The organism is Providencia sp. R33 (genome assembly GCF_019343475.1).
Lineage (GTDB): Bacteria > Pseudomonadota > Gammaproteobacteria > Enterobacterales > Enterobacteriaceae > Providencia.
This window is the reverse complement of sequence record NZ_CP072453.1, coordinates 1,345,329-1,368,452: the sequence shown is the minus strand read 5'-3', so window position 1 is coordinate 1,368,452 and position 23,124 is coordinate 1,345,329. Positions and strand designations below refer to the sequence as shown.

Genomic DNA, 23,124 nt, shown 5'->3' with positions numbered 1-23,124 from the left:
AGCTCATGTTAATATTATTAAATTTATTTAAATTTATATTTCTGCATAATTAAATTGCAATTATGGATTAATAGTTATCTTAGATACTGTCTATTTTAATTTAAGGGATATATATGAAAAATGATTCAATAAATAATTTCAATGTACCTACATTGAAGTTCAAACCTTTATTTCTGTGTGTATCAATGATTATCGGCTCAACGACAATTGCTCAAGCCGCAATTACACCAACAAATGGTGCCGGTGTTATGGTCCAAGGAAATGGCCCTACTGTTGTTTATATTAATCGACCTTCTGATAGCGGCGTTTCTCACAATATTTATAGCCAATTTGATGTCGACCAAAAAGGCGTTATTTTAAATAATAGTGCAGGTATGTCGAATACCACCCTCGGCGGGAAAATTGGCGGTAATGGGAACGTTGCGGGTAAACGCGCTAAAGTGATCCTAAATGAGGTCAATTCAAATACGGCAACAACCTTAAACGGTATGATTGAAGTCGCTGGCGGTAAAGCACAAGTCATTGTCGCGAATGCGTCAGGTATTACCTGTAATAATTGTGGATTTATCAATACCAACCGCAGTACATTAACCACAGGGAAAGTTTCCATAGATGGTAATGGCTTAGTCAATGACTACAATGTGCAACAAGGGAAAATTTCCATTAATGGCAATTTCAATTCAAGTTCACCTACTGACCTAATTGCGCGTTCAGTCGCTATCAACGGTGCAGTCTCAGCCCAACATTTAAATGTTGTTGCAGGAAATAACCGAGTCAATGCAGCGGGTGAAGTCGTAGGAACAACAACCGCATTAGGAAGCAAACCAAGCGTTGGTATTGACGTTTCTGCTTTAGGCGGGATGTACGCAAATAAAATTTCGTTAGTTGCGACCGAAACAGGCGTCGGCGTTTCAAACTCCGGTGATATTATCTCCCAGAATGGTGCTATTACTCTGGATACTGCGGGTACTGTTAATAATATTAACGGTAATATTAACTCTGCAAATACCCTCAATGTCAATGCAGCTGGCCTGACAAACAGTGGCACGATAGCTGGCACAAAAAACGTCAATATTAAGGCTGCTGGCACCGGTTCCGTTAATAACGACCGTGGCCGCATTAGTTCCCTCAATAATGATGTTAATATCAGCACATTAGGTACATTATCGAATAACAACGGCACCATTGAAGCACAGCAAAATGTGACTACATTATCTGATTCTTTCATTAATGATAATGGTGCTGTGAGAGCGACGAAAGGAAATATTAAAGTTCACGCAACCAATGTTATTTATAACCGTGATTATTTAACTAGTCAAAATGACCCAAATAAAGGGTTTATCGCTGGGCAAGATGTTAATATTGATGCAGTGCGTATTGTAAATGAAAATTCCAATATCACCGCAGGCAGAGATGCCACTTTAAATGTTCAAAACTCGATTGAAAATATGGCAAACAGTAAGGTTGTCGCCAAGCGTCGTGCTGAAATCAACACTATATATTTAACTCAATCTAATTCTGAACTGAATGCCATTAATGGCCGTATGGATCTTGATGCTTCCGTGGCATTAACCAATGATTCACTCTCTAAAATTCATAGTGGTAAACTGCTAAATGTCAATGCAAATCAATTGACTAATTCAGGTTCAATTATTTCTGACAATGGTAAGTCTGAAATCAAAGTGAACATGATGAGTAACCTGTCTGGTTATATCAAAGGCAAAAATTTAGCCATAACTGCGCATTCAATTGAAAATCAATCCGGCCTGATTCAAGCTGAAAATAATTTGGATATTCAAACAAGTCATTTAGGCAACAGTTACAGTTCTGGATTTAAACAAGTGAATGCAAAATTTGGTTTAACAGACCAAAACGGCGGTTTACAAACCAATGATGGCACCATCAAAATTAAAGGTGATACCCTTTATGGCATCTATGGTTCTATTGCTGCAAACGTGAATAACAACGATGCTGCACGTAATGATGTGGATATTAAATTAAAAGCATCGTTGAACAATAATTATGGCCAAATTACGAGTACTAATAACCAGAAAGTTGATGTGGGTTCACTCGAAAACTATTCAGGTAAAATGGCTGCTGGTAAAAATATGACCATTGAGTCAAAAAACCGAGTTAATAACCAGTATGGAACCATTAGTTCTAACGGCACAACTAAAGTCACAAGCCCAATCGTGACAAATGGTACAACAGGAACTATTACTGGTAACCGTGTTGTTATTGATGCAATTGTGAATAACTAATACTTATTTTAATGCAGTAAAAAAGGCGACTCTTAAGTCGCCTTTTTCATATTCAAAATTTAATTAAAATTCTGAATTAATCACTACTTCTTCACCAAAACGCCCTGCTTTTGGCAGCGGTTGGTAAGATGAGTTTGCCGCACGTAAAATACGAACACCACGAATACCTAACTCATGAGCCGCTGCGATATCCGCATCTGCATCACCATAATAGATAGTCAGTTTGTGGTCACGCATCCAGCTTACTTTATTATTTTGACCAGGCTCATCGCCAGCAAAAATAACTGGTTGCATTTTATCCGCAGGGATAGCTAAGCCCTCTTGAACATACTTAGTGGCAGTTTCAGTTTTTGTCTTCGTACGCCCTGTGATGAAATAAACGGTATCACCGCGGTCTAAGTGCATTTTGACTAAATCAATACCCACTTGTTTTGGCATACTGAATTTGTCCCACTCATTATTCATTTTTTCCCAAAATTGCTGGTTTTTCAGATAGCTAAAATCATTTGGGGAAAACTCAAGTTTACCACGGTAAAAGCCTGGGCTAGAAAATAACACTGTATCGTCGATATCAAAGCCTACGGCCATTGGTGCTTTGCCTTCTAGGCTTTGCTTGATTTGTTCAATAGAAACCCAATGAATAGGTTGCTGTTGTGCTAATTCAACAACGGTAACGCCCGGGCTGACGGTTTCTGGCATTGGGATTTTGGCTTGAGACGTTGCCGTAAACGTTAAAGCTAATGCAACCGCACTCAGCGTCAGTGTTATTTTTTTCATCTTTTATCCTTATCGAGTTTATCCACGTATAAACCATTCTTTATTAATTTGGATAAACCACATTTATTCGTGTAAGTAATAGACGTTGCTGCTTATAGTGTTCAGGAGTTTATAAGTACGTTTTGCAGCAATTATGTGAGTTGAATCTCACACAGGGCCTGATGGTAAGTTTTTTAGTTACATTAAAATGAGACGAATATCTCATTTTAATTATCTATTGCAGACAGCTATCGCCTTTCTGTGAACTGAATCAGTAATTTCACATAAATACCCAAGCTAACCTATTATTTTTAGGGATAAAAAAAGCGATGGTGTTATGCCATCGCTTCTTAATAATAACTACACAGTAAATTAGATGCGTGTACGACGCTTAGCAGTCGGGCCTGAGGATTGGCGTTTAGATGCAGGCCGTGAAGCCACTTGCGTGTGACGTTTCACGGCACGGCGAATTTGATTCGCTTTAATTCTACGTTGGTCGCGCTCAACAGCAACTTTGCTTTCAGTTTCAACTGGCAGCTCAACTAATTCACGTAGGTAGTTAGTTTGTTCTAAACCTAACTCAGTCCAGCCACCACGCGGTAGGCCTTTTGGTAAATCGATATCACCATAACGCACACGGATCAAACGGCTAACTTGTACGCCTACGGATTCCCATAAACGGCGAACTTCACGGTTACGTCCTTCCGTTAAGGTGACGTTATACCATTGGTTCATCCCTTCACCACCGCGATAAGAGACGGTTTTAAAAGATGCAGGGCCATCTTCGAGTTGAACACCTTGGGTTAACTGGCGGATTTTTGCATCGTTAATTTCGCCAAAAACACGCACTGCGTATTCACGTTCAACTTCACGACTTGGGTGCATTAAGCGGTTAGCTAACTCGCCGTCTGTTGTAAATAACAGCAATCCACTGGTATTCACATCAAGACGACCAACGGCAATCCATCTTGCCCCTGTCAGTTTTGGCAGACGTGTAAAGACCGTTGGGCGCCCTTCAGGGTCGTGGCGTGTACACAACTCACCTTCAGGTTTGTAATAAGCCATCACACGGCAAATTTCTTTTTCAGCTTCTTTGATTGCCAATAAACGGCCATCTAAACGAATTTTGGTTGATGCTTTGACTTCGACACGGTCGCCCAAAGTGGCGATTTTACCGTCTACACTGATCCGACCTGCTTGCAGGAAGGTTTCGATTTCACGACGTGAACCATGCCCAGAACGAGCAAGGATTTTTTGTAATTTCTCTGTATTTTGCGGTTTAGCGCTCATGTAACCCTCTACTGTCGCCTTCACAGGCGTCAAATAACTTTTTGCCCAGTACAAAAACGAGTGCAAAAAGTCATGAATTTGAAAACCCGCGCATTATACACAGGTTTCCCCTGAACCCCTACCATTTATCACGTTATCGCACTTTCGATGCCTAAACGGCTTGTTTTATTCAAATGGTGATGGATCGCCAGTGCCAACACGTGCCACAACCGGAGTGTCATCAGTGAAATCAATGACTGTGGTTGGTTTCTGGCCGATATAACCACCGTGGATCACTAAGTCCACTTGTTTATCTAACAAATCACGAATTTCTTCTGGATCCGATTGGGTAAAATCATCACCTGGCATAATCAAACTCGTTGACATCAGTGGCTCGCCAACCGCTTCCAGTAAGTCTCGTGCAATCGGGTTTGATGGAACACGTAAACCAATTGTTTTACGTTTTTCATTCATCAAACGGCGAGGCACTTCTTTGGTCGCTTTTAAGATAAACGTGTAATTACCTGGGGTATTATTCTTAATTAAACGAAATACCGTATTATCCACGTGTGCATAGTTAGAAAGCTCAGAAAGATCACGGCACATTAACGTAAAATTGTGGTTAGCATCTAACTGGCGGATACGGCAAATTCGCTGTAATGCCTCTTTTTCTTCTAAGCGACAGCCAATGGCATACCCTGAATCTGTAGGATAAACCACCACACCGCCTTTATTTAGGATCTCAACACTTTGGCTGATTAACCGAGCTTGTGGGTTATCCGGATGGACATAAAAAAACTGGCTCATATATACCTCAACAATTTGGTATCGACAGCATCACCCGGCAAAACACCTAAAAATGGCACTATCTCTTTGTTCAATGGAATGGTTAGTTTTAAACTAATCACTCTCTGTATCTTGTTATTTTACACCGACCTGCCAATACATCAACGAATTAGCTGTTTTTTACCTCACTCCACAGCGCCCAAACCGCTTGGTCGTCATTCGGTAACCAGAGGTTTCGCCCCAATTCAATCCAAGAACAAGGGCGATGGAAGTCAGAACCCACAGATGTTCGCAAATCGGCGTTTTTTGCTAGCTCTGCTAAATACTGCTTTTCATTAGGAGGTTGTTGGCAATGGGAAATCTCCATTGCATCGCCACCATGCGCTTTGAAATGCGCAATAACCCGTTTTAACCATTTATTTGAAAGCTGGTATTTAGACGGGTGAGCTAAAACGGCCACGCCACCTGCGGCATGGATAGCCTCAATGGCAGCTTCAATACTACACCATGTTGCAGGCACATAACCTGTTTTGCCTTTAGACAAATAGCGTTTAAACACATTGTTGATGGTTTTTTCTTTGCCAATTTTCACGATATATTGTGCAAAATGCGCACGTGTTACTTGCCCACCACCCGATATGTTTTGTGCATTCTCCCACGCGTCTTCAATACCCGCTTTTTGTAAGCGCCGTCCCATCTCAATTCCACGCTCTTCGCGCCGAGCCGATTGCTCAGCAAGGAGCGCTAGCATTGCAGGGTGTTCTGGGGAAAAGTTTAAACCAACAATATGGATTTCAATATTTTCCCATAGCGTTGAAACCTCAACACCATTAACCAGCTCAATCGGCTTTTCGTTATCGCGTAAATATTGCCTCGCTTGCAGTAAACCGTCGCACGTATCGTGGTCGGTGATCGCTAAAACATTGATGCCTTTTTCAATCGCCCGCTCGATTAACTCCTCTGGCGTTAAATCCCCATCGGAAGCCGTCGTATGGCTATGTAAGTCGTAGCGAGTGAGTAACGGTGTCGACACAGGTTGCAAGGTGATATCGTCTCCAATTTCCATAAATAGCTATTTTTTCCTAAAAATTAACAAAGTACTTGACACTTTCAAGGTGATCCAGTTTACTAGTACGCAAGATGGCTTACAGCCAAAATTATTCAGTTTATCCAGTGAGGCACATTATGGCTTTAATTAACTTAACAAATCGTTGGTGGCGTGACTTCCCAAATTGGGCGGAAGCCGCACACGCATAGTTAAACCATGCCTCAGTGCCAAACCCGCCCTTCGTACGGCGGGTTTTTTAATGTCTAAAATTAGCTTAAGGCAACAAAATGAACAAACAAAACACCACATTAGCACATTTTACGTATCTGGATAGCCCAATTAACTATCAGCCAGATCCAACGCTGTTATTCAATCACTTATGTCATGCCGTTCCATCAACCATGTTGCTGGAGTCTGCTGAAATCAACAATAAAGCTAACTTACAAAGTTTATTGATTGTTAACAGTGCGCTACGTATTCGCGCTTTTGGCCAACGTGTCGAAATTGAAGCGTTAACATTAAACGGCCAAGCCTTATTGCCTTTGCTGTTAGAACAACTTTCTGCATTGATTTGTGCTCACACCATTGAAACCACTTTATTGACCGTCACCTTTGAACAACCTAACGCGGCTTTAGATGAAGATAGCCGATTAAAAGCAGCATCATGCTTAGACGTGTTACGTGCATTGCCAGCCTTAGCGCAAACCTATTCCACTAAACCAGAAACCGTATTTGTGGGCGGGTTATTTGCTTATGACCTTGTGGCCAACTTTGAATCTATTCCTGAAGTTAAGGCAGTCAATCAGTGCCCTGATTACTGTTTCTTTGTGGCAGAACACTATTTAGTGATCGACCATCAAAATCAAGCGGCGCGTATAAAAAGTTGCATTTTCAACCAAGACACACAATCGCTAAACTCGGTTAAACATCGTCACAATGAAATTATTGCGTCTTGCCGCCCATTTTTACCTGCGCTGCCTTTGCAAAGTGAGCCTAACTTCCAAGTTACCTTGAGTAAAAATGACCAAGAATATTGCGCTATTGTCACTTCCCTAAAAGAAGCAATTTATTGTGGGGATATCTTCCAAGTAGTGCCATCACGTAAATTCACGATGCCATGTTCGCATCCGCTGATTGCGTATCAAAAACTTAAGGCGCAAAACCCAAGTCCTTATATGTTTTATATGCAAGATCAGGATTTCACGCTGTTTGGTGCATCGCCAGAAAGCGCATTGAAATATGCCACCAGCGACCGAAAAGTGGAAATTTACCCTATCGCGGGTACTCGCCCTCGCGGCCGTAATGCTCAAGGGGATATCGACCTCGATTTAGATAGCAGAATTGAACTTTCAATGCGTACCGATGCAAAAGAATTAGCGGAGCACATCATGCTGGTTGACCTTGCTCGTAATGACCTCGCGCGAATTTGTGAGGCTGGTAGCCGCTATGTAGCAGACTTAACCAAAGTGGATCGTTATTCCTTTGTAATGCATTTAGTTTCTCATGTGGTCGGGACGTTGCGCCACGATTTAGACGTTTTCCATGCTTATCAAGCCTGTATGAATATGGGTACATTAACGGGAGCACCAAAAGTGAAAGCCATGCAATTAATTGCGCAATATGAACAACAGCGTCGTGGCTCCTATGGTGGTGCGGTGGGTTATTTCAATGGTAGAGGCGATTTCGATACCTGTATCGTCATCCGTTCAGCGTATGTCGAAAACGGCATTGCAACCGTGCAGGCAGGCGGTGGTGTCGTTCTGGATTCATCGCCTCAAGCAGAAGCCGATGAAACCCGCAATAAAGCACGCGCGGTGATCCGCGCAATTGCCCAAGCCCATCAAGTGAAGGAGTTATTCTAATGGCGAATATCTTACTGCTCGATAATGTGGATTCTTTCACTTACAACTTGGTCGATCAATTGCGCGCAAGTGGCCACCAAGTGGTTATTTACCGTAATACCGTGAGCTCAAAACATATTTTATCCGTTTTAAACCAAATGAGTTCACCCATTTTAGTGTTATCACCAGGCCCAGGGAAACCGAGCGAGGCAGGCTCAATGCCTGACGTTTTAAAACAGGTTATCGGCAAAATTCCTGTGATTGGGATTTGCTTAGGTCACCAAGCCATCGTTGAAGCATATGGCGGCGTTGTTTCTTCTGCTGCTGAGATTTTACATGGTAAAGCGTCCCTTGCTACCCACGATGGGCAAGCGATGTTTGCTGATCTCGAAAACCCAGTTTCCGTGGCTCGTTACCACTCTTTAGTGGGTAGCCAAATTCCTGAAACACTGACAATCAGTGCACAATCCAACGGAATGGTTATGGCCGTGCGAAATGAGCAAGACAGAGTGTGTGGATTCCAATTTCATCCTGAATCTATTTTAACAACGCAAGGCAAACAGTTGTTAGAAAACACCGTGGCGTGGGCTCTTTCTACACCCAATGCAAGCACCACAACTCATTCGCACTAACGGGATATAGAGAGCCAATTATGCAAAATATTTATGATAAATTATTCAAAGCACAGCCACTGACACAGCAAGAAAGCCAGTATTTATTTAATGCCATTATTCAAGGTGAGTTGACTGAACCACAACTAGCCGCTGTTCTCATCAGCATGAAAATGCGTGGTGAACAACCCCAAGAAATAGCAGGTGCTGCCCTTGCTTGCTTAGAAAATGCCCAGCCATTCCCTCGTCCTGACTATCAATTCAGTGACATCGTGGGTACCGGTGGTGATGGCGCAAACAGTATTAATATCTCAACGGCTAGCGCATTTGTTGCCGCTGAAGCAGGAATTAAAGTTGCTAAGCATGGTAACCGCAGCGTATCCAGCCGCTCTGGGTCATCAGATTTATTAGCCGCTTTTGGTATCGCGCTGGATTTAAGCGCCCAGAGTGCACGGGATACTTTAGATGATTTAGGGGTGTGTTTTTTATTTGCACCGCAGTATCACAGTGGTTTTCGCCACGCAGCACCCGTTCGTTCACAACTGAAAACACGGACATTATTTAACGTTCTTGGGCCTTTAATCAACCCAGCTCGCCCACCTATCGCGCTAATTGGTGTTTATCAAGAATCACTTGTCAAACCAGTAGCTGAAACCTTAGATATGCTTGGTTTTACCCGTGCAGCTGTGGTACACAGTGGAGGGATGGATGAAGTTTCGCTTCATGCCACAACCCAAGTTGCTGAATTAAAAGACGGCGTACTGCATCATTACCAATTAACTGCGGATGATTTTGGCTTAACGCCATATCAATTACGTGATTTAGAAGGCGGTACACCAGAAGAAAACCGTGAGCTATTAACCCAGTTGTTACAAGGGCATGGTAAAGCCGCTCATGAAGCTGCCGTCGCAGCTAATGTGGCGATGTTAATGCGAATTAACGGCCATGAAGATTTAAAACAAAATAGCGAACATGCTCTCGCGATTATTCGCAGCGGCAAATCATTCGATCGAGTCACCGCGCTCGCTGCAAGGAACCCATAAAATGAAAGCGACAGTATTACAAAAAATTGTTGATGATAAAGCTGTTTACCTTGTTGAACGCAAAGCGAAACAACCCTTAGAGAGCTTTTTTTCCACTTTACAGCCAAGCCAACGTCGTTTTTATGACGCGCTAAGCGCTAAGCGCCCTGTCTTTATTTTGGAATGTAAAAAGGCGTCTCCATCAAAAGGGTTAATTCGTGAAGATTTTGACCCTGAAGTGATTGCAAAAACCTATGCGCCTTATGCGTCTGCGATTTCTGTTCTCACTGACGAAAAATATTTTCAAGGGAATATGGAATACCTGACTATTGTCAGTAATACGGTTAAACAACCTGTTTTATGCAAAGATTTTATTATCGACCCATACCAAATTTACCTTGCTCGCCATTATCAAGCTGATGCTATTTTATTGATGTTATCGGTGTTAAATGACGAAGAATATATTGCTTTAGCGGATGTTGCCCATCAACTCAATATGGGTGTTTTAACCGAAGTGAGCAACGAAGAAGAATTAGAGCGCGCCATTAAATTAAAATCTAAAGTGGTGGGGATTAATAACCGTGACCTGCGCGATTTATCTATTGATTTAAATCGTACCCGAGAATTAGCACCACGTTTAGCACCAGAAACGATTGTGATCAGTGAGTCTGGTATTCATCTGCATCAGCATATTCAATCCCTTAGCGAATACGCTAACGGCTTTTTGATTGGTAGCGCGTTGATGGAACAAGATGACCTCGCAAAAGCATTGCAAAAATTGCTGGTCGGTGAGCATAAAGTGTGTGGTTTGACTCGCGAACAAGATGCAAAAACGGCATTCGACGCTGGCGCTTGTTTTGGTGGGTTAATCTTTGCGGAATCCTCCCCTCGAAAAGTGACACTGTCACAAGCCGAGCGTATCGTTCATTCGGCCCCACTAAAATATGTTGGTGTATTTCGCAATCAATCCGTCGACTTTGTCGCTCATATCGCAAAAAAGCTAGCACTTTTTGCCGTGCAATTACACGGAAATGAAGATCTGCAATATATTCAGGAAATTCGCACCCACCTGCCAAGTTATTGTGAGGTATGGAAAGCACTGGACATGTCGCACGCTAACTTCTCTGAATACGCGACTCAAGATGTTGATGTTCTATTACTCGATAATGGCCAAGGTGGAACAGGGAAAAGCTTCGATTGGTCAGCGATTCCAACAACCGCAAAACAAAAGTTAATGATAGCTGGCGGGTTAAATCCTCAAAACTGCCTTCAAGCCTCTAAATTACTGTGTAATGGGTTGGATTTTAACTCTGGTGTCGAAATTGAGCCAGGCATTAAGAGTGAGCAAAAAATTAAATTAGTGTTATCAACGTTACAAGCTGAATCAACAGTGCAATAAAGCGAAAAGATAAAACTAAACCAATAAATTATGTTTTAACTGATGAGATGGATAACAAACAATGAGCAAATTAGATCCGTATTTCGGTGAGTTTGGTGGGCAATATGTGCCAGAGATTTTAATCCCTGCACTCAATCAATTAGAAGATGCCTTTATTACCGCCCAAGACGACGCTGAATTTATCAAAGAATTTCACGATCTCCTTAAAAACTATGCAGGTCGTCCAACAGCGTTAACGCTGTGCAAAAACCTCACCGCAGGCACCAAAACAAAACTGTATTTAAAGCGTGAAGACCTTCTTCATGGTGGCGCGCACAAAACCAACCAAGTATTGGGCCAAGCGTTACTGGCTAAACGCATGGGTAAAACAGAAATTATTGCTGAAACTGGTGCAGGGCAACATGGTGTCGCAACAGCCTTAGCTTGTGCGCTTCTCAACATGAAGTGCCGTATTTATATGGGAGCCAAAGACGTTGAGCGCCAGTCTCCTAACGTATTTCGTATGAAACTGATGGGTGCAGAGGTTATCCCTGTCCACAGTGGTTCCGCCACGCTTAAAGATGCTTGTAACGAAGCATTGAGAGACTGGTCTGGCAGCTATGATAAAGCACATTATTTACTAGGTACCGCGGCAGGCCCTCACCCTTATCCAACTATCGTACGTGAATTTCAACGCATGATCGGGGATGAAGCCAAACAGCAAATTCTTGAAAAAGAAGGCCGTTTACCCGATGCAGTCATTGCATGCATTGGTGGTGGCTCCAATGCAATTGGTATGTTTGCATCTTTTATCCCTGAGGAAAATGTCAACCTCATTGGCGTGGAACCTGCGGGCTTAGGCATTGAGTCAGGGCAACATGGCGCGCCGTTAAAACATGGTCGCGTGGGTATCTACTTTGGGATGAAATCCCCAATGATGCAGACTAATGAGGGACAAATAGAAGAATCTTACTCTATTTCTGCGGGGTTAGACTTCCCTTCAGTTGGGCCACAACACGCACATTTAAACAGTATTGGACGCGCAGAATATGTCTCTATTACTGATGACGAAGCGTTAAATGCATTTAAACTATTATCACGTAAAGAAGGTATTATCCCTGCATTAGAATCCTCACACGCTTTGGCTTATGCGTTAAAAATGGCAGAGCAAGAACCCAATAAAGAGCAATTATTAATTGTCAATTTATCGGGCCGTGGCGATAAAGATATTTTCACAGTACATGATATTTTAGCCAGTAAAGGGGAAATCTAATGGAACGTTACAACCAGCTTTTTGAGCGTTTAAATAACCTAAATCAAGGTGCATTCGTTCCCTTTGTAACATTAGGTGACCCTGATGCCGAACTCTCGCTGAAAATTGTTGATGCTTTAATTGAAGGTGGCGCTGATGCACTGGAGATTGGTATTCCATTCTCAGATCCACTGGCAGATGGCCCGACTATTCAAAATGCCAACTTGCGTGCATTTAAAAGCGAGATTACACCGACAATTTGCTTTGAATTACTGAGCCGTATTCGCGAAAAACACCCAACCATGCCGATTGGTTTATTGGTATATGCAAACCTTGTGTTCTCTAATGGCATCGAAAACTTTTATATTCGTTGCCAAAAAGCAGGCGTAGATTCTGTTTTAGTTGCAGATGTTCCGATGAGCGAATCAAAGCCTTTTCGTGAAGCCGCACTAGCCCATGATATTGCCCCTATTTTCATTTGCCCACCTAATGGTGACGATGCTTTATTACAACAAATTGGCGAACACAGCCGTGGGTATACTTACTTGTTATCAAGAGCTGGCGTAACGGGTACTGAACAACGCGCTCAAATGCCATTAACGCATTTGGTTGATAAGCTTAAGCAATATCAAGCCGCCCCTGCTCTTCAAGGTTTTGGTATTTCTGAACCAGCCCAAGTCACTGAAGCCATTGAAAATGGTGCTGCAGGTGCGATTTCAGGATCCGCGGTCGTTAAGATTATTGAAAATAACCTTGAAAAGCCAGATGTCATGCTTAAAAAATTGACGGAGTTTGTGATTAAAATGAAAGCAGCCACTCAAAAATAATATATTTAAAACTTGAGCCATCCAATTTATCGGATGGCTTTTTTAATTATTAATACACTATATTCGGGTTAATTGTTCATTTATTTATCTAAATTATTTTTATTTATTACAGTTTTTTAATGAAAAACTTTCACAACCATCAGTATCATTAATTTTTAATTACCAAATAATAAAATACAAAACTATCAATCCATTTTAATAAACATAAATAACATTAAATCATTAATTTATTAATCATTATTTCATTTACGCATTACCCCCTACGTATCAACCATTAAGTAACCTGTTACGGAGTAAATATAATTGATTAATTTAATTCGATTTAATTTAAAATTAAAAATAAAACACCCCTAATAAATATATAAGGGTGTTTTGTTCTATTAATATTTACCTTGCCCTACTTAAGTACAATTAGATTTTATTAAAAATAATAATAACGCATAATCCTTACGCTTTAATGGAATTTTAATTAACTATTTTTAATTTTATCTATAGTCAATTTTAGGGATATTTATGAAACAATTTAATCATGGATCTATCAGCCAATCTATGCTGAAGATTAAACCGCTGTTTTTAAGTGTATGTGTTATTTTAGGTTCTGCTTCTGTTGCACAAGCCGCAATCGTCAACACTAACGGTGCTAGTGTTATGAACCAAAATAATGGTCCTACTATTGTTCATATCAAGGGTGCAAGCGATAAAGGTGTTTCTCATAACATCTACAGCCAATTTGATGTTGACCAAAAAGGCGTTATTCTGAATAACAGTGTCACCAATACAAATACCACTCTTGGTGGCCAAATTAATGGTAACCTCAATTTAAATAACGGTAATGGCCCTGCTAAAGTTATTCTAAATGAAGTTAACTCCACAAAAGCAAGTACCCTCAACGGCGTGGTTGAGGTAGCTGGTAATAAAGCACAAGTGATTGTTGCTAACGCATCGGGTATTACGTGTAATAACTGTGGCTTTATTAATACAGACCGCGTCACTCTGACAACAGGTAAAACGATGGTCTCAGGTGGTGAGATACTTGGTTATAACGTAGAAAAAGGCCAAATAATCATCAACAACCGCCTACAAACCGATTCACCAACGGATATAATTGCGCGTTCAGCCGTGATCCAAGGTAATCTTAATGCTAAAGAAATCAACGTCGTTGTGGGAAGTAACTTTGTTGATGCGAAAGGTAATTATGTCACCAACGTTCAACCTGCAGGTTATTCATCCGGAGTCGGTATTGATGTGTCCGCATTAGGTGGCATGTATGCTGATAAAATCACGTTAGTTGTAACTGAAAATGGTACTGGCGTATATAACTTTGGCAACATAGCTGCAGGCTCTGGAGGCCTTAATATCGATTCAAAAGGCCTTGTTTATAACGAAGATGCCAAAATAAATTCCAATGGCAAAATTAATATCAAAGCTAACTCAGGGTTATACAATTACTCACAAATTACGAGTAACGGTGATATTGATATCAACACTAAAAATTCCCTCATAAACAATATTCGTGGTCAGATTAAATCCAATAGAGGTAGTGTTGTGTTAACCACAGGAGCCGATATTGATAACCGCGCGGGTATTGTTGATGCTCAGCAAGATATCAAGATTGTATCCGCTCACCTGCTTAACACCAACGGTTCAATCAAAGCTAACCGTGGCGATATTGATATACGTGCAACAGGCACCATTGAGAACGAATACAGAGAAAACCATTACAACTTACATAACAACCTCATTAATGCAGATAACCGCGGCATCAGAGCAGGTGATAACGTTACCATTAACACAGGGAAACTGTTAAATAATAACTCAACAATTTCAGGTCGTGATATTGCGATTGATGCGCGTATTGGAATTTCCAATGCTGGTGGTAGTCAAATTGTAGCAAAACGCCGTATTGATATAGATTCTGATATATTACAAAACACAAATTCACTCATCAAAGCCACTAATGGACAAACAAATATCACGCTATCTAATAATTTAATGAATGATGCTTTTGCATCAATAGATAGTGGAAAAGCGTTAAATATTAAAGCCAATAACGTTCATAACCAAGGTTCTTTAGTCTCTGGTGCTGGAAAATCTAAATTCGATGTTTATCTCTTAGACAACCAATATGGCTACATCAAGGGTGTTAACTTAGATATTAAAGCTACAAGTCTCATAAACAACCGTGGTTTAATTACGGCTGACAATAATGTTGTTATCAACGCAACCACCCTGAATAATAGAGACGCTAGCTATTTTAATGCTTATGCAAGCAAGTTCGGTGTTGCAGGAAGAACGGGTGGTATTTATGCTGAAGATGGCGCAGTAGACATCAATGCAAATAACTTAGATAACTATTCTGGTACTATCTCTGCAGTCGGAAAAGAAAGAAGCGGAGCTAAAGGTGATATCAATATTAAACTGAGAAATGATTTAGACAACCGTTACGGTAAAATCCAAGGTGATAGATCAATAAATTTAGATGTAAATACGTTAAACAATACTTACTCAGGTTTAGTGAATGCAAGTAAAGATTTAACCATCAATGCATTTACTTATGTTACTAATAATAATGGCCGTTTAAGTTCCAATGAAACAACTACAATTACAAGTTCTGCAATTTACAATAGCCCATATGGACAGATTGTAGGCAAAACTATCATTATTGATTCACCTTATTATAACTAATTCTCGACCTAAAGAGGCCTAACGGCCTCTTTTTTATCCTAATTCAGAGTTAGGTAAAATAAAAAAATATAACAAAATTAAAATAAACCAAAATTATCATTAAAAATCATATTTAGTTAAATTTATCTAATATCAACAATTCAAAATTGCCATTTAAAAAATAAAAGCGAGTAAAAACACTTAACTACTCCATATTGGGATTGCATTCAACAGATTGACACCAAAAAATATTCAATTAAATAATATAGATTTTCTTGCTATATTGGACCAATCAACACCAAGCAGTTTTATTTGTTAAGCCATCATAGTTAACATAATTTATTTTTATTAAAACCTATTTTAATGATGATTTAATAGTGAAAAACCTGATGGACTTTAAAGTTGATTGTTAATTTATTCATCTAAATTATTTTTATTTATTGCAATTTTTTTAATGAACAACTCTAACAATCATCAATATCATTAATTTTTGATTATAAAATTATTTACCACCTTAACAAGCATAAACAATATTAAACAATTGGTTTATTAATTATTATTGCATTTACGTATTATCACCTGTGTATTAACAACTACATAATCCGTTAAGGAGTAAATGCAACCAATTGATTTCACTCACTTTCAAATAAAGATTAAAATTAAAATACCCCAGATAAATATATAAGGATATTTTATTCTTTTAATATTTACCACGCTCCACTTAAGTACAATTAGATTTTTTTAAAAATAATAATAACGCATAATTCTTACGTTTTAATGGAATTTTGATTAGCTATTTTTAATTTTATCTATAGTCAATTTTAGGGATATTTATGAAACAACTTAATCATGAATCTATCAGCCAACCTATGCTGAAGATTAAACCGCTGTTTTTAAGTGTATGTGTTATTTTAGGTTCTGTTTCTGTTGCACAAGCAGCAATCGTCAACACTAACGGTGCTAGTGTTATGAACCAAAATAATGGTCCTACTATTGTTCATATCAAGGGTGCAAGCGATAAAGGCGTTTCTCATAACATCTACAGCCAATTTGATGTTGACCAAAAAGGCGTTATTCTGAATAACAGTGTCACCAATACAAATACCACTCTTGGCGGCCAAATTAATGGTAACCTCAATTTAAATAACGGTAATGGCCCTGCTAAAGTTATTCTAAATGAAGTTAACTCCACAAAAGCAAGTACCCTCAACGGCGTGGTTGAGGTAGCTGGTAATAAAGCACAAGTGATTGTCGCTAACGCATCGGGTATTACCTGTAATAACTGTGGCTTTATTAATGCAGACCGCGTCACTCTGACGACAGGTAAAACAATTGTCGCGGGTGGTGAGGTACTTGGTTATAACGTAGAAAAAGGCCAAATTATCATTAATAGCCGTCTACAATCAGATTCACCAACCGATATTATTGCACGTTCTGCAGTGATCCGTGGTGATATTAACGCAAAAGAAATTAATATCGTTGCTGGGAATAACTTTGTTGATTCGAAAGGCAATTACATCACTAACGTTCAAGGTGTTGGTGCGACAACGCGAGTTGGTCTCGATGTGTCCGCATTAGGCGGCATGTATGCAGATAAAATTACATTAGTTTCAACTGAAAGTGGTATTGGCGTATCTAACTATGGCAATATGGTTGCAGGCTCTGGTGGCATTAATATCGATTCAAAAGGCCTAGTCTATAATCAAAATGCAAAAATGAATGCAAATGGCAAAATTAATATTAAAACCGGCTCAGGGTTATACAATAACTCAATAATTATGAGTAATGGCGATATTGATATTAATACCAATAATACAATCTTAAGCAATACGAGTGGCCAAATTAAATCTAATGGTGGTAGTGTTAATTTAACAACAGCATCAAACATTGATAATCGAAGTGGTATTGTAGAGGCACAACAAGATATCAATCTTGTATCAGCTAACCTACACAACACCAACGGTTCAATCAAAACTAACCGTGGTGATATTGATGTTCGTGCAACGGGCACCATTGAAAACTATTACAACCTACGTAATAACGTCATCAATGCAGATAACCGCGGCATCAGAGCAGGCAATAACGTTACCATTAACGCAGGTAAACTGGTAAATAGTAACTCAACAATTTCAGGCCGTGATATTGCGATTAATTCGCGTACTGCAATTGTCAATGATAGTAATAGTGAAATTGCTGCTAAACGCCGTATTGATATTGATGCTGAAACATTACAAAACAGCAATTCGATGATCAAAAGCACCAATGGCCAAACGAATATCACCCTATCTCATAACCTCATAAACAATGGTTATGCAGCAATCAGCAGTGGTAAGGCATTAAATATTGAAGCCAATACTATCTATAACCAAGGTTCCTTAGTTTCAGGCGCAGGCAAATCTAAGTTTGATGTTTATAGCTTAGTTAACCAATATGGCTACATCAAAGGAACTAATTTAGATATAAAAGCTACTAACGTCACAAACAACCGTGGTTTGATTACTGCTGACAACAATGTTGTTATCAATACAACCTCACTGGATAATAGCTATGCAAGTGGTTTTAATGGTTATGCCAGTAAATTTGGTGTTGCAGGTAGAACAGGCGGTATCTATGCCGAAGACGGTGCTGTTGACATTAATGCAAATAGTTTAAATAACTATTATGGTATTATTACAGCGGATGCATCTCAAAAAATGGGAGCTAAGGGCGATATCAATATTAAATTGAGAAATGACTTAGATAACCGTTACGGTAAAATCATAGGTACAAATACAGTGAAATTAGATGTGAATAAGTTAAACAATACTTATTCAGGTTTAGTGAATGCTGGCAAAGATTTAATAATTGATACATTTACCCGTGTTGATAACAATAATGGTCGTTTAAGTTCTATGGGAACCACTAAAATTACAAGCCCTGTAATTTATAATAGTCCATATGGACAAATTTTAGGTTCTACTATTATTTTAAACACACCTAATTATTACTAATTAGTAACCTAAAGAGGCCTAAATAGGCCTCTTTTTCATCCTAATTCAGAGTTATATAAAATGGAAAAGCATAACAAAAATAAAACAAATCAAAATTGTCATTAAAAATCATATTTAGTTAAATTTATTTAATGCCAACCATTAAAAATCACCACCTTAAAAAAATAAAAGCAAGTAAAAACACGTATTTACTCTATATTGGAATTAAACACAACATATTGATATTAAATAACATTCAATCAAATTATATAGATTTTCTTGTTATATTGAATTAATCAACACTAAGCACTTTTATTTACCCACCCATCATAGTTAACATAATTAATTTTTATTAAAACCTATTTTAACGCATAATTTAACAGCGAAAAATTTAATGATTTTGTTATTTTATAAAAAACAACATAGGGATATGTACATGAAAATCACCTTCAATAACGATAGGTAAAAACAAGAAGTATCTCATTTAAAAAAATATTTTTATCTAAAGACATTATTAGCTATGTTTTTAAGATCATTTTTTTAGCTTTCATTTAAGAATAAAAGTGGTGAACATGAATTTCCGTTTTCTTTTTTTATCTAGCACTCTGCTCATTTTTCCATTTTATGTTGCAGGTGACCCCTCTCAGGCTGTTAATCAGCAAATTAATAATCAAATTAGCCAGGATAAATCTCGTCAACAACAAACGCAGCTAGATACCAAAGATGTCTTAGGAAAAAAACAAGAACGTGCAAATAATATTTTGGTTTTCGACGATGAAGAACATTGCTTTGATATGAAGAAAGTTATTCTCGTCTCTGAACCAAAACTGCCCTCCATGCGCCCTCTTGAAACATATGCAAACCAAGTTGTGGGGGTCTGTATTGGCATTAAAGGTGTCGAAACACTCGCTAAGGGGCTACAAGATAACATTATTAAATCGGGTTATGTTACAACAAGGGTCAATATCCCTGAGCAAAATATCAGCGAAGGAATTTTGACGTTAGAAATTATTCCCGGAAAAGTCGCCAATGTGAAATTATCTGAAGATAGCGATACCTATATTACACTGGGTGCAATCATGCCCGCAAAAGAAGGTGATATTCTGAATATTCGCGATATTGAACAAGGTTTAGAAAACTTGGAGCGTATTCCTGGCGCTAAAGCAAATATTGAATTATCCCCTGGTAAAGAATTTTCAACATCCGATATCACTATACAAAGGGAAAAATCGCCTCATGTTAACGTCGGAGGTTATTACAACAACTCAGGCAGTCGCCAAACAGGCAAAGATCAAGTCGGAGTGACAATCTATGGTAATAATCTGACCAGTCTTAACGATACCGTTTATATCTCAGCAGGAAAAAACCTGAAAAACCAAGAGCGATACAGTACAAGTAATGCCGCAATTTACTATGCTGTTCCCTACAATTATTGGCTTTTTTCTCTCTATGCCAGCAAAAGTGATTATAAACAAACTATTAAAGATGTCGTCAGTTATAAATACCACGGTGACAGCAAATATTACAATGCCACCGCCAGTAATGTTTTTCTGCGTGGGCAAACATTCAAAGATACCGCATCTATTCAATTAATTAAGCGAAAATCAGAATATAAACTGGAAGATGTTAAACTCTTATCTCAAGAGCGCAACTTAACTACGTTTAAGGTTGGCGTAAATCACCGACAAAACATTGATAACGCCACGTTGGATGCTTCCCTTAATTACCAACGAAATGTTCCTTGGTTAGGTGCTGAGCAAAGTTGGGATATGAAATACGGGGACGCAAGCCATATGGCTCGTGTATATACCCTAGATGTTTCGGGTATGATCCCTATCGTTTTTGATGATTTTGTGATGAGTTACAACCCGCAATTCTTTTTACAATACACTAAGGATAGGTTAACCATTCAAGACCAATTTTCGTTGGGTAATCGGTGGACAGTGCGTGGCTTTGATGAAGAATATTCACTTATTGGCGATAAAGGCTTCTATTTAAGAAATGAATTTAACTTTTATATTCCAGGTTTTTCTTTCTATCCTTATTATGCAATTGATTATGGCCGCGTATTTGGTGGTGTGTATCCTCTTGGTATTTATTCCGATGACCAACTTTTAGGAACGGCGATTGGTATGCGAGGGAACATGAATATCTTCAGCTATGATTTATTTTTAGGTGCCCCACTGTATAAGCCTAACGAATATGAAACCAATAGCGTCAACGCAGGGTTAAATGTTCAATGGTTTTGGTAGTGTAATCATTCTGGTCTTTTCACTTAAAACCAAATGCAGTTTACTCTGTATTTGGTTTTTTATTTAACTCTGTGACTATTACTGCACTTTATTAAATAGACTTATTATTTCGCTCTTTAAAATTTTATTAACCTAATTTCTTAAATAAGAATAATTCCCACTTAATTTAAAATCTATTTATGTGAATTAATTGTTACAGTATTGTGCTTTTGTTTTTAATAAGATGAAAAATGAAAAATCCGGGAATATAAATACCCCCGGATTTCCTACTGCACTCTATTCCATCAGAATTCAGGTATTAACCTGTATTGCATCCTATCAAACTTATTAGAAGCGATAACCTGCTCCAAACATAAATACAAATGGATCTAAGCGAGTATCTACTTTTTGCTGTACACCACCTGCTTTAAACTTAACATCCGTTTCAATATTCATCCACCAAACTGAGGCGTTTAACATCCAGTTATCGGTCAGCATGTAGTCCATACCCGCTTGTGCCGCAAAGCCCCACGAGCTCGATAAATCGAGGTCTGTTAAACCGTAGCTTTTACCATTATTATTGAATTTTTCATCAAAGAAGAAGGTATAGTTCAAACCTGCGCCTAAATAAGGGCGTAATTTATCTTCTTTACTACCAAAATAATATTGCGCCATTAAAGTTGGTGGTAAATGTTTAACGGTTGCAATATTACCTGTTGGACCTGTACCTACTTTATGTTCAAACGGCGTTGCTGCTAATAATTCCACACCGATATTATCGGTAATCATATACCCAAAGGTTAAACCTAATTGAGTATTATTATTAACACCAAACGATCCTAAACTACCTAATACATTATCAGATCCTGCATTAGGTCTTACAGTTGCCGTACCAGCGCGAAATAGAAAATCGCCAGCTTCATGTGCAATAGAAGCAGCTGGAGCTAAAGTAGCAGCCGCTAATACAAGCGCAGTGAGTTTTTTCATTATCAATCCCATTCCTGTGTTTTTATTTTAGTGAAATATATCGCATTATATAAATTGATGTTCAAATCAAGATCACATCTTTTACCAATTTATAGGTAATCCAATAAATATAGTTTTATTATTCCATCTATTCTTTTTTTAATTTTGATTTGAATCAATTTTTGGAAAATAACTAACAAAATAAAATTTTAATCCTTACTTTGATATATTTATTCCATATTTTAAACATATATTTTAAATGCAATTTAAGTAATTTTAATTAGCCCCTTCAATTAATTTGGTTAAATATTGATAATGATTCCCTTTGCATGCTGACCTTAACTTCCCGAATATTCTTATCTTTCTCTACCTCTATGTCTGATACTCGGTTACAATTGCATTAAAATTTTGATTCCGTTTGTAGATAGGAGCAGTTAAATGTCCATTTCGGCCAACTCACTCATCAGTGACAGCGTTAATTTTTTCAAAAATCAACTGAGTGGCCTTTTCACCATTGTTGTCTTAGCAACGGCGGTAAGCCTCGTGATTTACGCTATGATGATCCCGAATGAACAAATGATTGGTGTGCTGGCTCAAGCACAAAGCCAAATGATTGAGTCTGGGAATGCAGGTTTACAAGATTGGATATTAGGCCTTTCAGAACAAGACAAAAGCAGCATCCTACGCGTTTCCTTTGGGTTAATTCTTTCGGTTACGTTAGGCAGCTTAGTGCTTATCTGTGGCACTTTATCTTATATTGCAGGAATGTCCCGTGGTGAAGAGATGAATGCAACACAGGCGCTTAGCGCTTCATTAAGCAAAGCCCCTTCTCTATTTTTGTTACTTGTTGTTTGTTCGCTTCTTATTCAACTTGGTATCACGATTATGGTGCTTCCCGGTATTGTTCTGGCGATTGGTTTTTCTCTCGCGCCAGCCATCTTAATTAGTGAAAAAACAAATCCATTTAGTGCGATGGGTAAAAGCTGGAAAATGGCTTATGCAAACTGGCGTATTGCACTACCAATGATTTTAATTTGGATGGCAGCACAGATGCTAGTGAGTGTGTTATTAAGTAGCTTACAGCTGAACCATATTGTCCTTAACGGTATTTCATTCTTATTGAATAATATCGTCGCCGCCTTCGCCTTAATTTATTTCTATCGTTTATATATGCTAGTCAATAAAAACGCTTAATTTTCCTTTAAAAAAGGGAGCCAGTTGGCTCCCTTTTACTTCTCATGTT

The 23,124-nt window shown here is 38.8% G+C and carries 14 protein-coding genes, 2 pseudogenes and 1 other annotated feature; of the genes and pseudogenes, 11 read left to right on the top strand and 5 right to left on the bottom strand.

Translation table 11 applies throughout. The features are described 5' to 3' along the window. Positions 1–113 precede the first annotated feature (113 nt). Entirely contained in the window at positions 114–2,261 is a 2,148-nt protein-coding gene (locus J6836_RS06350; protein WP_219247780.1) for a two-partner secretion domain-containing protein, read from the top strand. Positions 2,262–2,324: 63 nt separating this feature from the next. Here J6836_RS06350 and aphA read toward each other — a convergent pair whose 3' ends face one another. From aphA to rnm, 4 genes are all read right to left on the bottom strand, one after another. Further along, positions 2,325–3,038, bottom strand: coding sequence for an acid phosphatase AphA (gene aphA, locus J6836_RS06345; RefSeq protein ID WP_219247778.1), 714 nt, complete (start codon positions 3,036–3,038; stop codon positions 2,325–2,327). A 351-nt stretch (positions 3,039–3,389) separates the two neighbouring features. Next, the gene (rluB, locus tag J6836_RS06340; protein WP_219247776.1) at positions 3,390–4,307 is read right to left on the bottom strand and encodes a 23S rRNA pseudouridine(2605) synthase RluB; all 918 of its coding nucleotides are present in this window, start codon (positions 4,305–4,307) and stop codon (positions 3,390–3,392) included. Between the two features lie 165 nt (positions 4,308–4,472). Continuing rightward, positions 4,473–5,093 (bottom strand): L-threonylcarbamoyladenylate synthase, encoded by a 621-nt coding sequence (locus J6836_RS06335; protein ID WP_219247774.1) that lies wholly within the window; start codon positions 5,091–5,093, stop codon positions 4,473–4,475. 148 nt (positions 5,094–5,241) lie between these two features. Beyond that, a complete protein-coding gene (rnm, locus tag J6836_RS06330; RefSeq protein WP_219247772.1) occupies positions 5,242–6,138 on the bottom strand; it encodes an RNase RNM in 897 nt (298 codons plus the stop codon). A gap of 140 nt (positions 6,139–6,278) precedes the next feature. After that, positions 6,279–6,381: a sequence feature (Trp leader region), on the top strand. 26 nt (positions 6,382–6,407) lie between these two features. On the opposite strand from rnm, the gene J6836_RS06325 reads away from it, so the two are divergent. The 9 genes and pseudogenes from J6836_RS06325 to J6836_RS06285 all read left to right on the top strand — a co-directional run bounded on the left by J6836_RS06325 (position 6,408) and on the right by J6836_RS06285 (position 20,936). Beyond that, positions 6,408–7,982, top strand: coding sequence for an anthranilate synthase component 1 (locus tag J6836_RS06325; protein WP_219247771.1), 1,575 nt, complete (start codon positions 6,408–6,410; stop codon positions 7,980–7,982). Beyond that, positions 7,982–8,555: pseudogene (locus J6836_RS06320) on the top strand (glutamine amidotransferase-related protein); the annotation flags it as partial. The gene J6836_RS06325 and the pseudogene J6836_RS06320, both read left to right, overlap by 1 nt. A 67-nt stretch (positions 8,556–8,622) precedes the next feature. After that, positions 8,623–9,615 (top strand): annotated as a pseudogene (gene trpD / locus J6836_RS06315) (anthranilate phosphoribosyltransferase); the annotation flags it as partial. A gap of 1 nt (position 9,616) precedes the next feature. Beyond that, positions 9,617–10,993, top strand: a complete 1,377-nt coding sequence (trpCF, locus tag J6836_RS06310; protein ID WP_219247765.1) for a bifunctional indole-3-glycerol-phosphate synthase TrpC/phosphoribosylanthranilate isomerase TrpF — start codon at positions 9,617–9,619, stop codon at positions 10,991–10,993. A gap of 61 nt (positions 10,994–11,054) precedes the next feature. Next, positions 11,055–12,245 (top strand): tryptophan synthase subunit beta, encoded by a 1,191-nt coding sequence (gene trpB, locus J6836_RS06305; RefSeq protein WP_219247763.1) that lies wholly within the window; start codon positions 11,055–11,057, stop codon positions 12,243–12,245. Then, on the top strand, positions 12,245–13,051 hold the full coding sequence (trpA, locus tag J6836_RS06300; RefSeq protein WP_219247761.1) for a tryptophan synthase subunit alpha: 807 nt from the start codon (positions 12,245–12,247) through the stop codon (positions 13,049–13,051). Before trpB ends, trpA begins: the two co-directional genes overlap by 1 nt. A 513-nt stretch (positions 13,052–13,564) precedes the next feature. Then, complete coding sequence (locus J6836_RS06295) at positions 13,565–15,736, top strand: two-partner secretion domain-containing protein (protein ID WP_219247759.1); 2,172 nt, start codon at positions 13,565–13,567, stop codon at positions 15,734–15,736. A gap of 812 nt (positions 15,737–16,548) precedes the next feature. After that, positions 16,549–18,705 (top strand): two-partner secretion domain-containing protein, encoded by a 2,157-nt coding sequence (locus J6836_RS06290; protein WP_219247757.1) that lies wholly within the window; start codon positions 16,549–16,551, stop codon positions 18,703–18,705. A gap of 551 nt (positions 18,706–19,256) precedes the next feature. Next, the gene (locus J6836_RS06285; RefSeq protein ID WP_219247755.1) at positions 19,257–20,936 is read left to right on the top strand and encodes a ShlB/FhaC/HecB family hemolysin secretion/activation protein; all 1,680 of its coding nucleotides are present in this window, start codon (positions 19,257–19,259) and stop codon (positions 20,934–20,936) included. 327 nt (positions 20,937–21,263) lie between these two features. Here the strand turns inward: J6836_RS06285 and ompW are convergent, their stop codons facing one another. Further along, positions 21,264–21,902: an outer membrane protein OmpW gene (ompW, locus tag J6836_RS06280; RefSeq protein ID WP_219247753.1), complete on the bottom strand. Its 639-nt coding sequence runs from the start codon at positions 21,900–21,902 to the stop codon at positions 21,264–21,266. Positions 21,903–22,319: 417 nt separating this feature from the next. Between ompW and J6836_RS06275 the strand changes: the two genes are divergently transcribed. Next, positions 22,320–23,075: a YciC family protein gene (locus J6836_RS06275; protein WP_219247751.1), complete on the top strand. Its 756-nt coding sequence runs from the start codon at positions 22,320–22,322 to the stop codon at positions 23,073–23,075. Positions 23,076–23,124 lie beyond the last annotated feature (49 nt).

Coding starts and splice junctions, on each gene's coding strand:
- J6836_RS06350 (WP_219247780.1), top strand. CDS start 114: ATGAAAAATGATTCAATAAATAATTTCAATGTACCTACATTGAAGTTC.
- aphA (WP_219247778.1), bottom strand. CDS start 3,038: ATGAAAAAAATAACACTGACGCTGAGTGCGGTTGCATTAGCTTTAACG.
- rluB (WP_219247776.1), bottom strand. CDS start 4,307: ATGAGCGCTAAACCGCAAAATACAGAGAAATTACAAAAAATCCTTGCT.
- J6836_RS06335 (WP_219247774.1), bottom strand. CDS start 5,093: ATGAGCCAGTTTTTTTATGTCCATCCGGATAACCCACAAGCTCGGTTA.
- rnm (WP_219247772.1), bottom strand. CDS start 6,138: ATGGAAATTGGAGACGATATCACCTTGCAACCTGTGTCGACACCGTTA.
- J6836_RS06325 (WP_219247771.1), top strand. CDS start 6,408: ATGAACAAACAAAACACCACATTAGCACATTTTACGTATCTGGATAGC.
- trpCF (WP_219247765.1), top strand. CDS start 9,617: ATGAAAGCGACAGTATTACAAAAAATTGTTGATGATAAAGCTGTTTAC.
- trpB (WP_219247763.1), top strand. CDS start 11,055: ATGAGCAAATTAGATCCGTATTTCGGTGAGTTTGGTGGGCAATATGTG.
- trpA (WP_219247761.1), top strand. CDS start 12,245: ATGGAACGTTACAACCAGCTTTTTGAGCGTTTAAATAACCTAAATCAA.
- J6836_RS06295 (WP_219247759.1), top strand. CDS start 13,565: ATGAAACAATTTAATCATGGATCTATCAGCCAATCTATGCTGAAGATT.
- J6836_RS06290 (WP_219247757.1), top strand. CDS start 16,549: ATGAAACAACTTAATCATGAATCTATCAGCCAACCTATGCTGAAGATT.
- J6836_RS06285 (WP_219247755.1), top strand. CDS start 19,257: ATGAATTTCCGTTTTCTTTTTTTATCTAGCACTCTGCTCATTTTTCCA.
- ompW (WP_219247753.1), bottom strand. CDS start 21,902: ATGAAAAAACTCACTGCGCTTGTATTAGCGGCTGCTACTTTAGCTCCA.
- J6836_RS06275 (WP_219247751.1), top strand. CDS start 22,320: ATGTCCATTTCGGCCAACTCACTCATCAGTGACAGCGTTAATTTTTTC.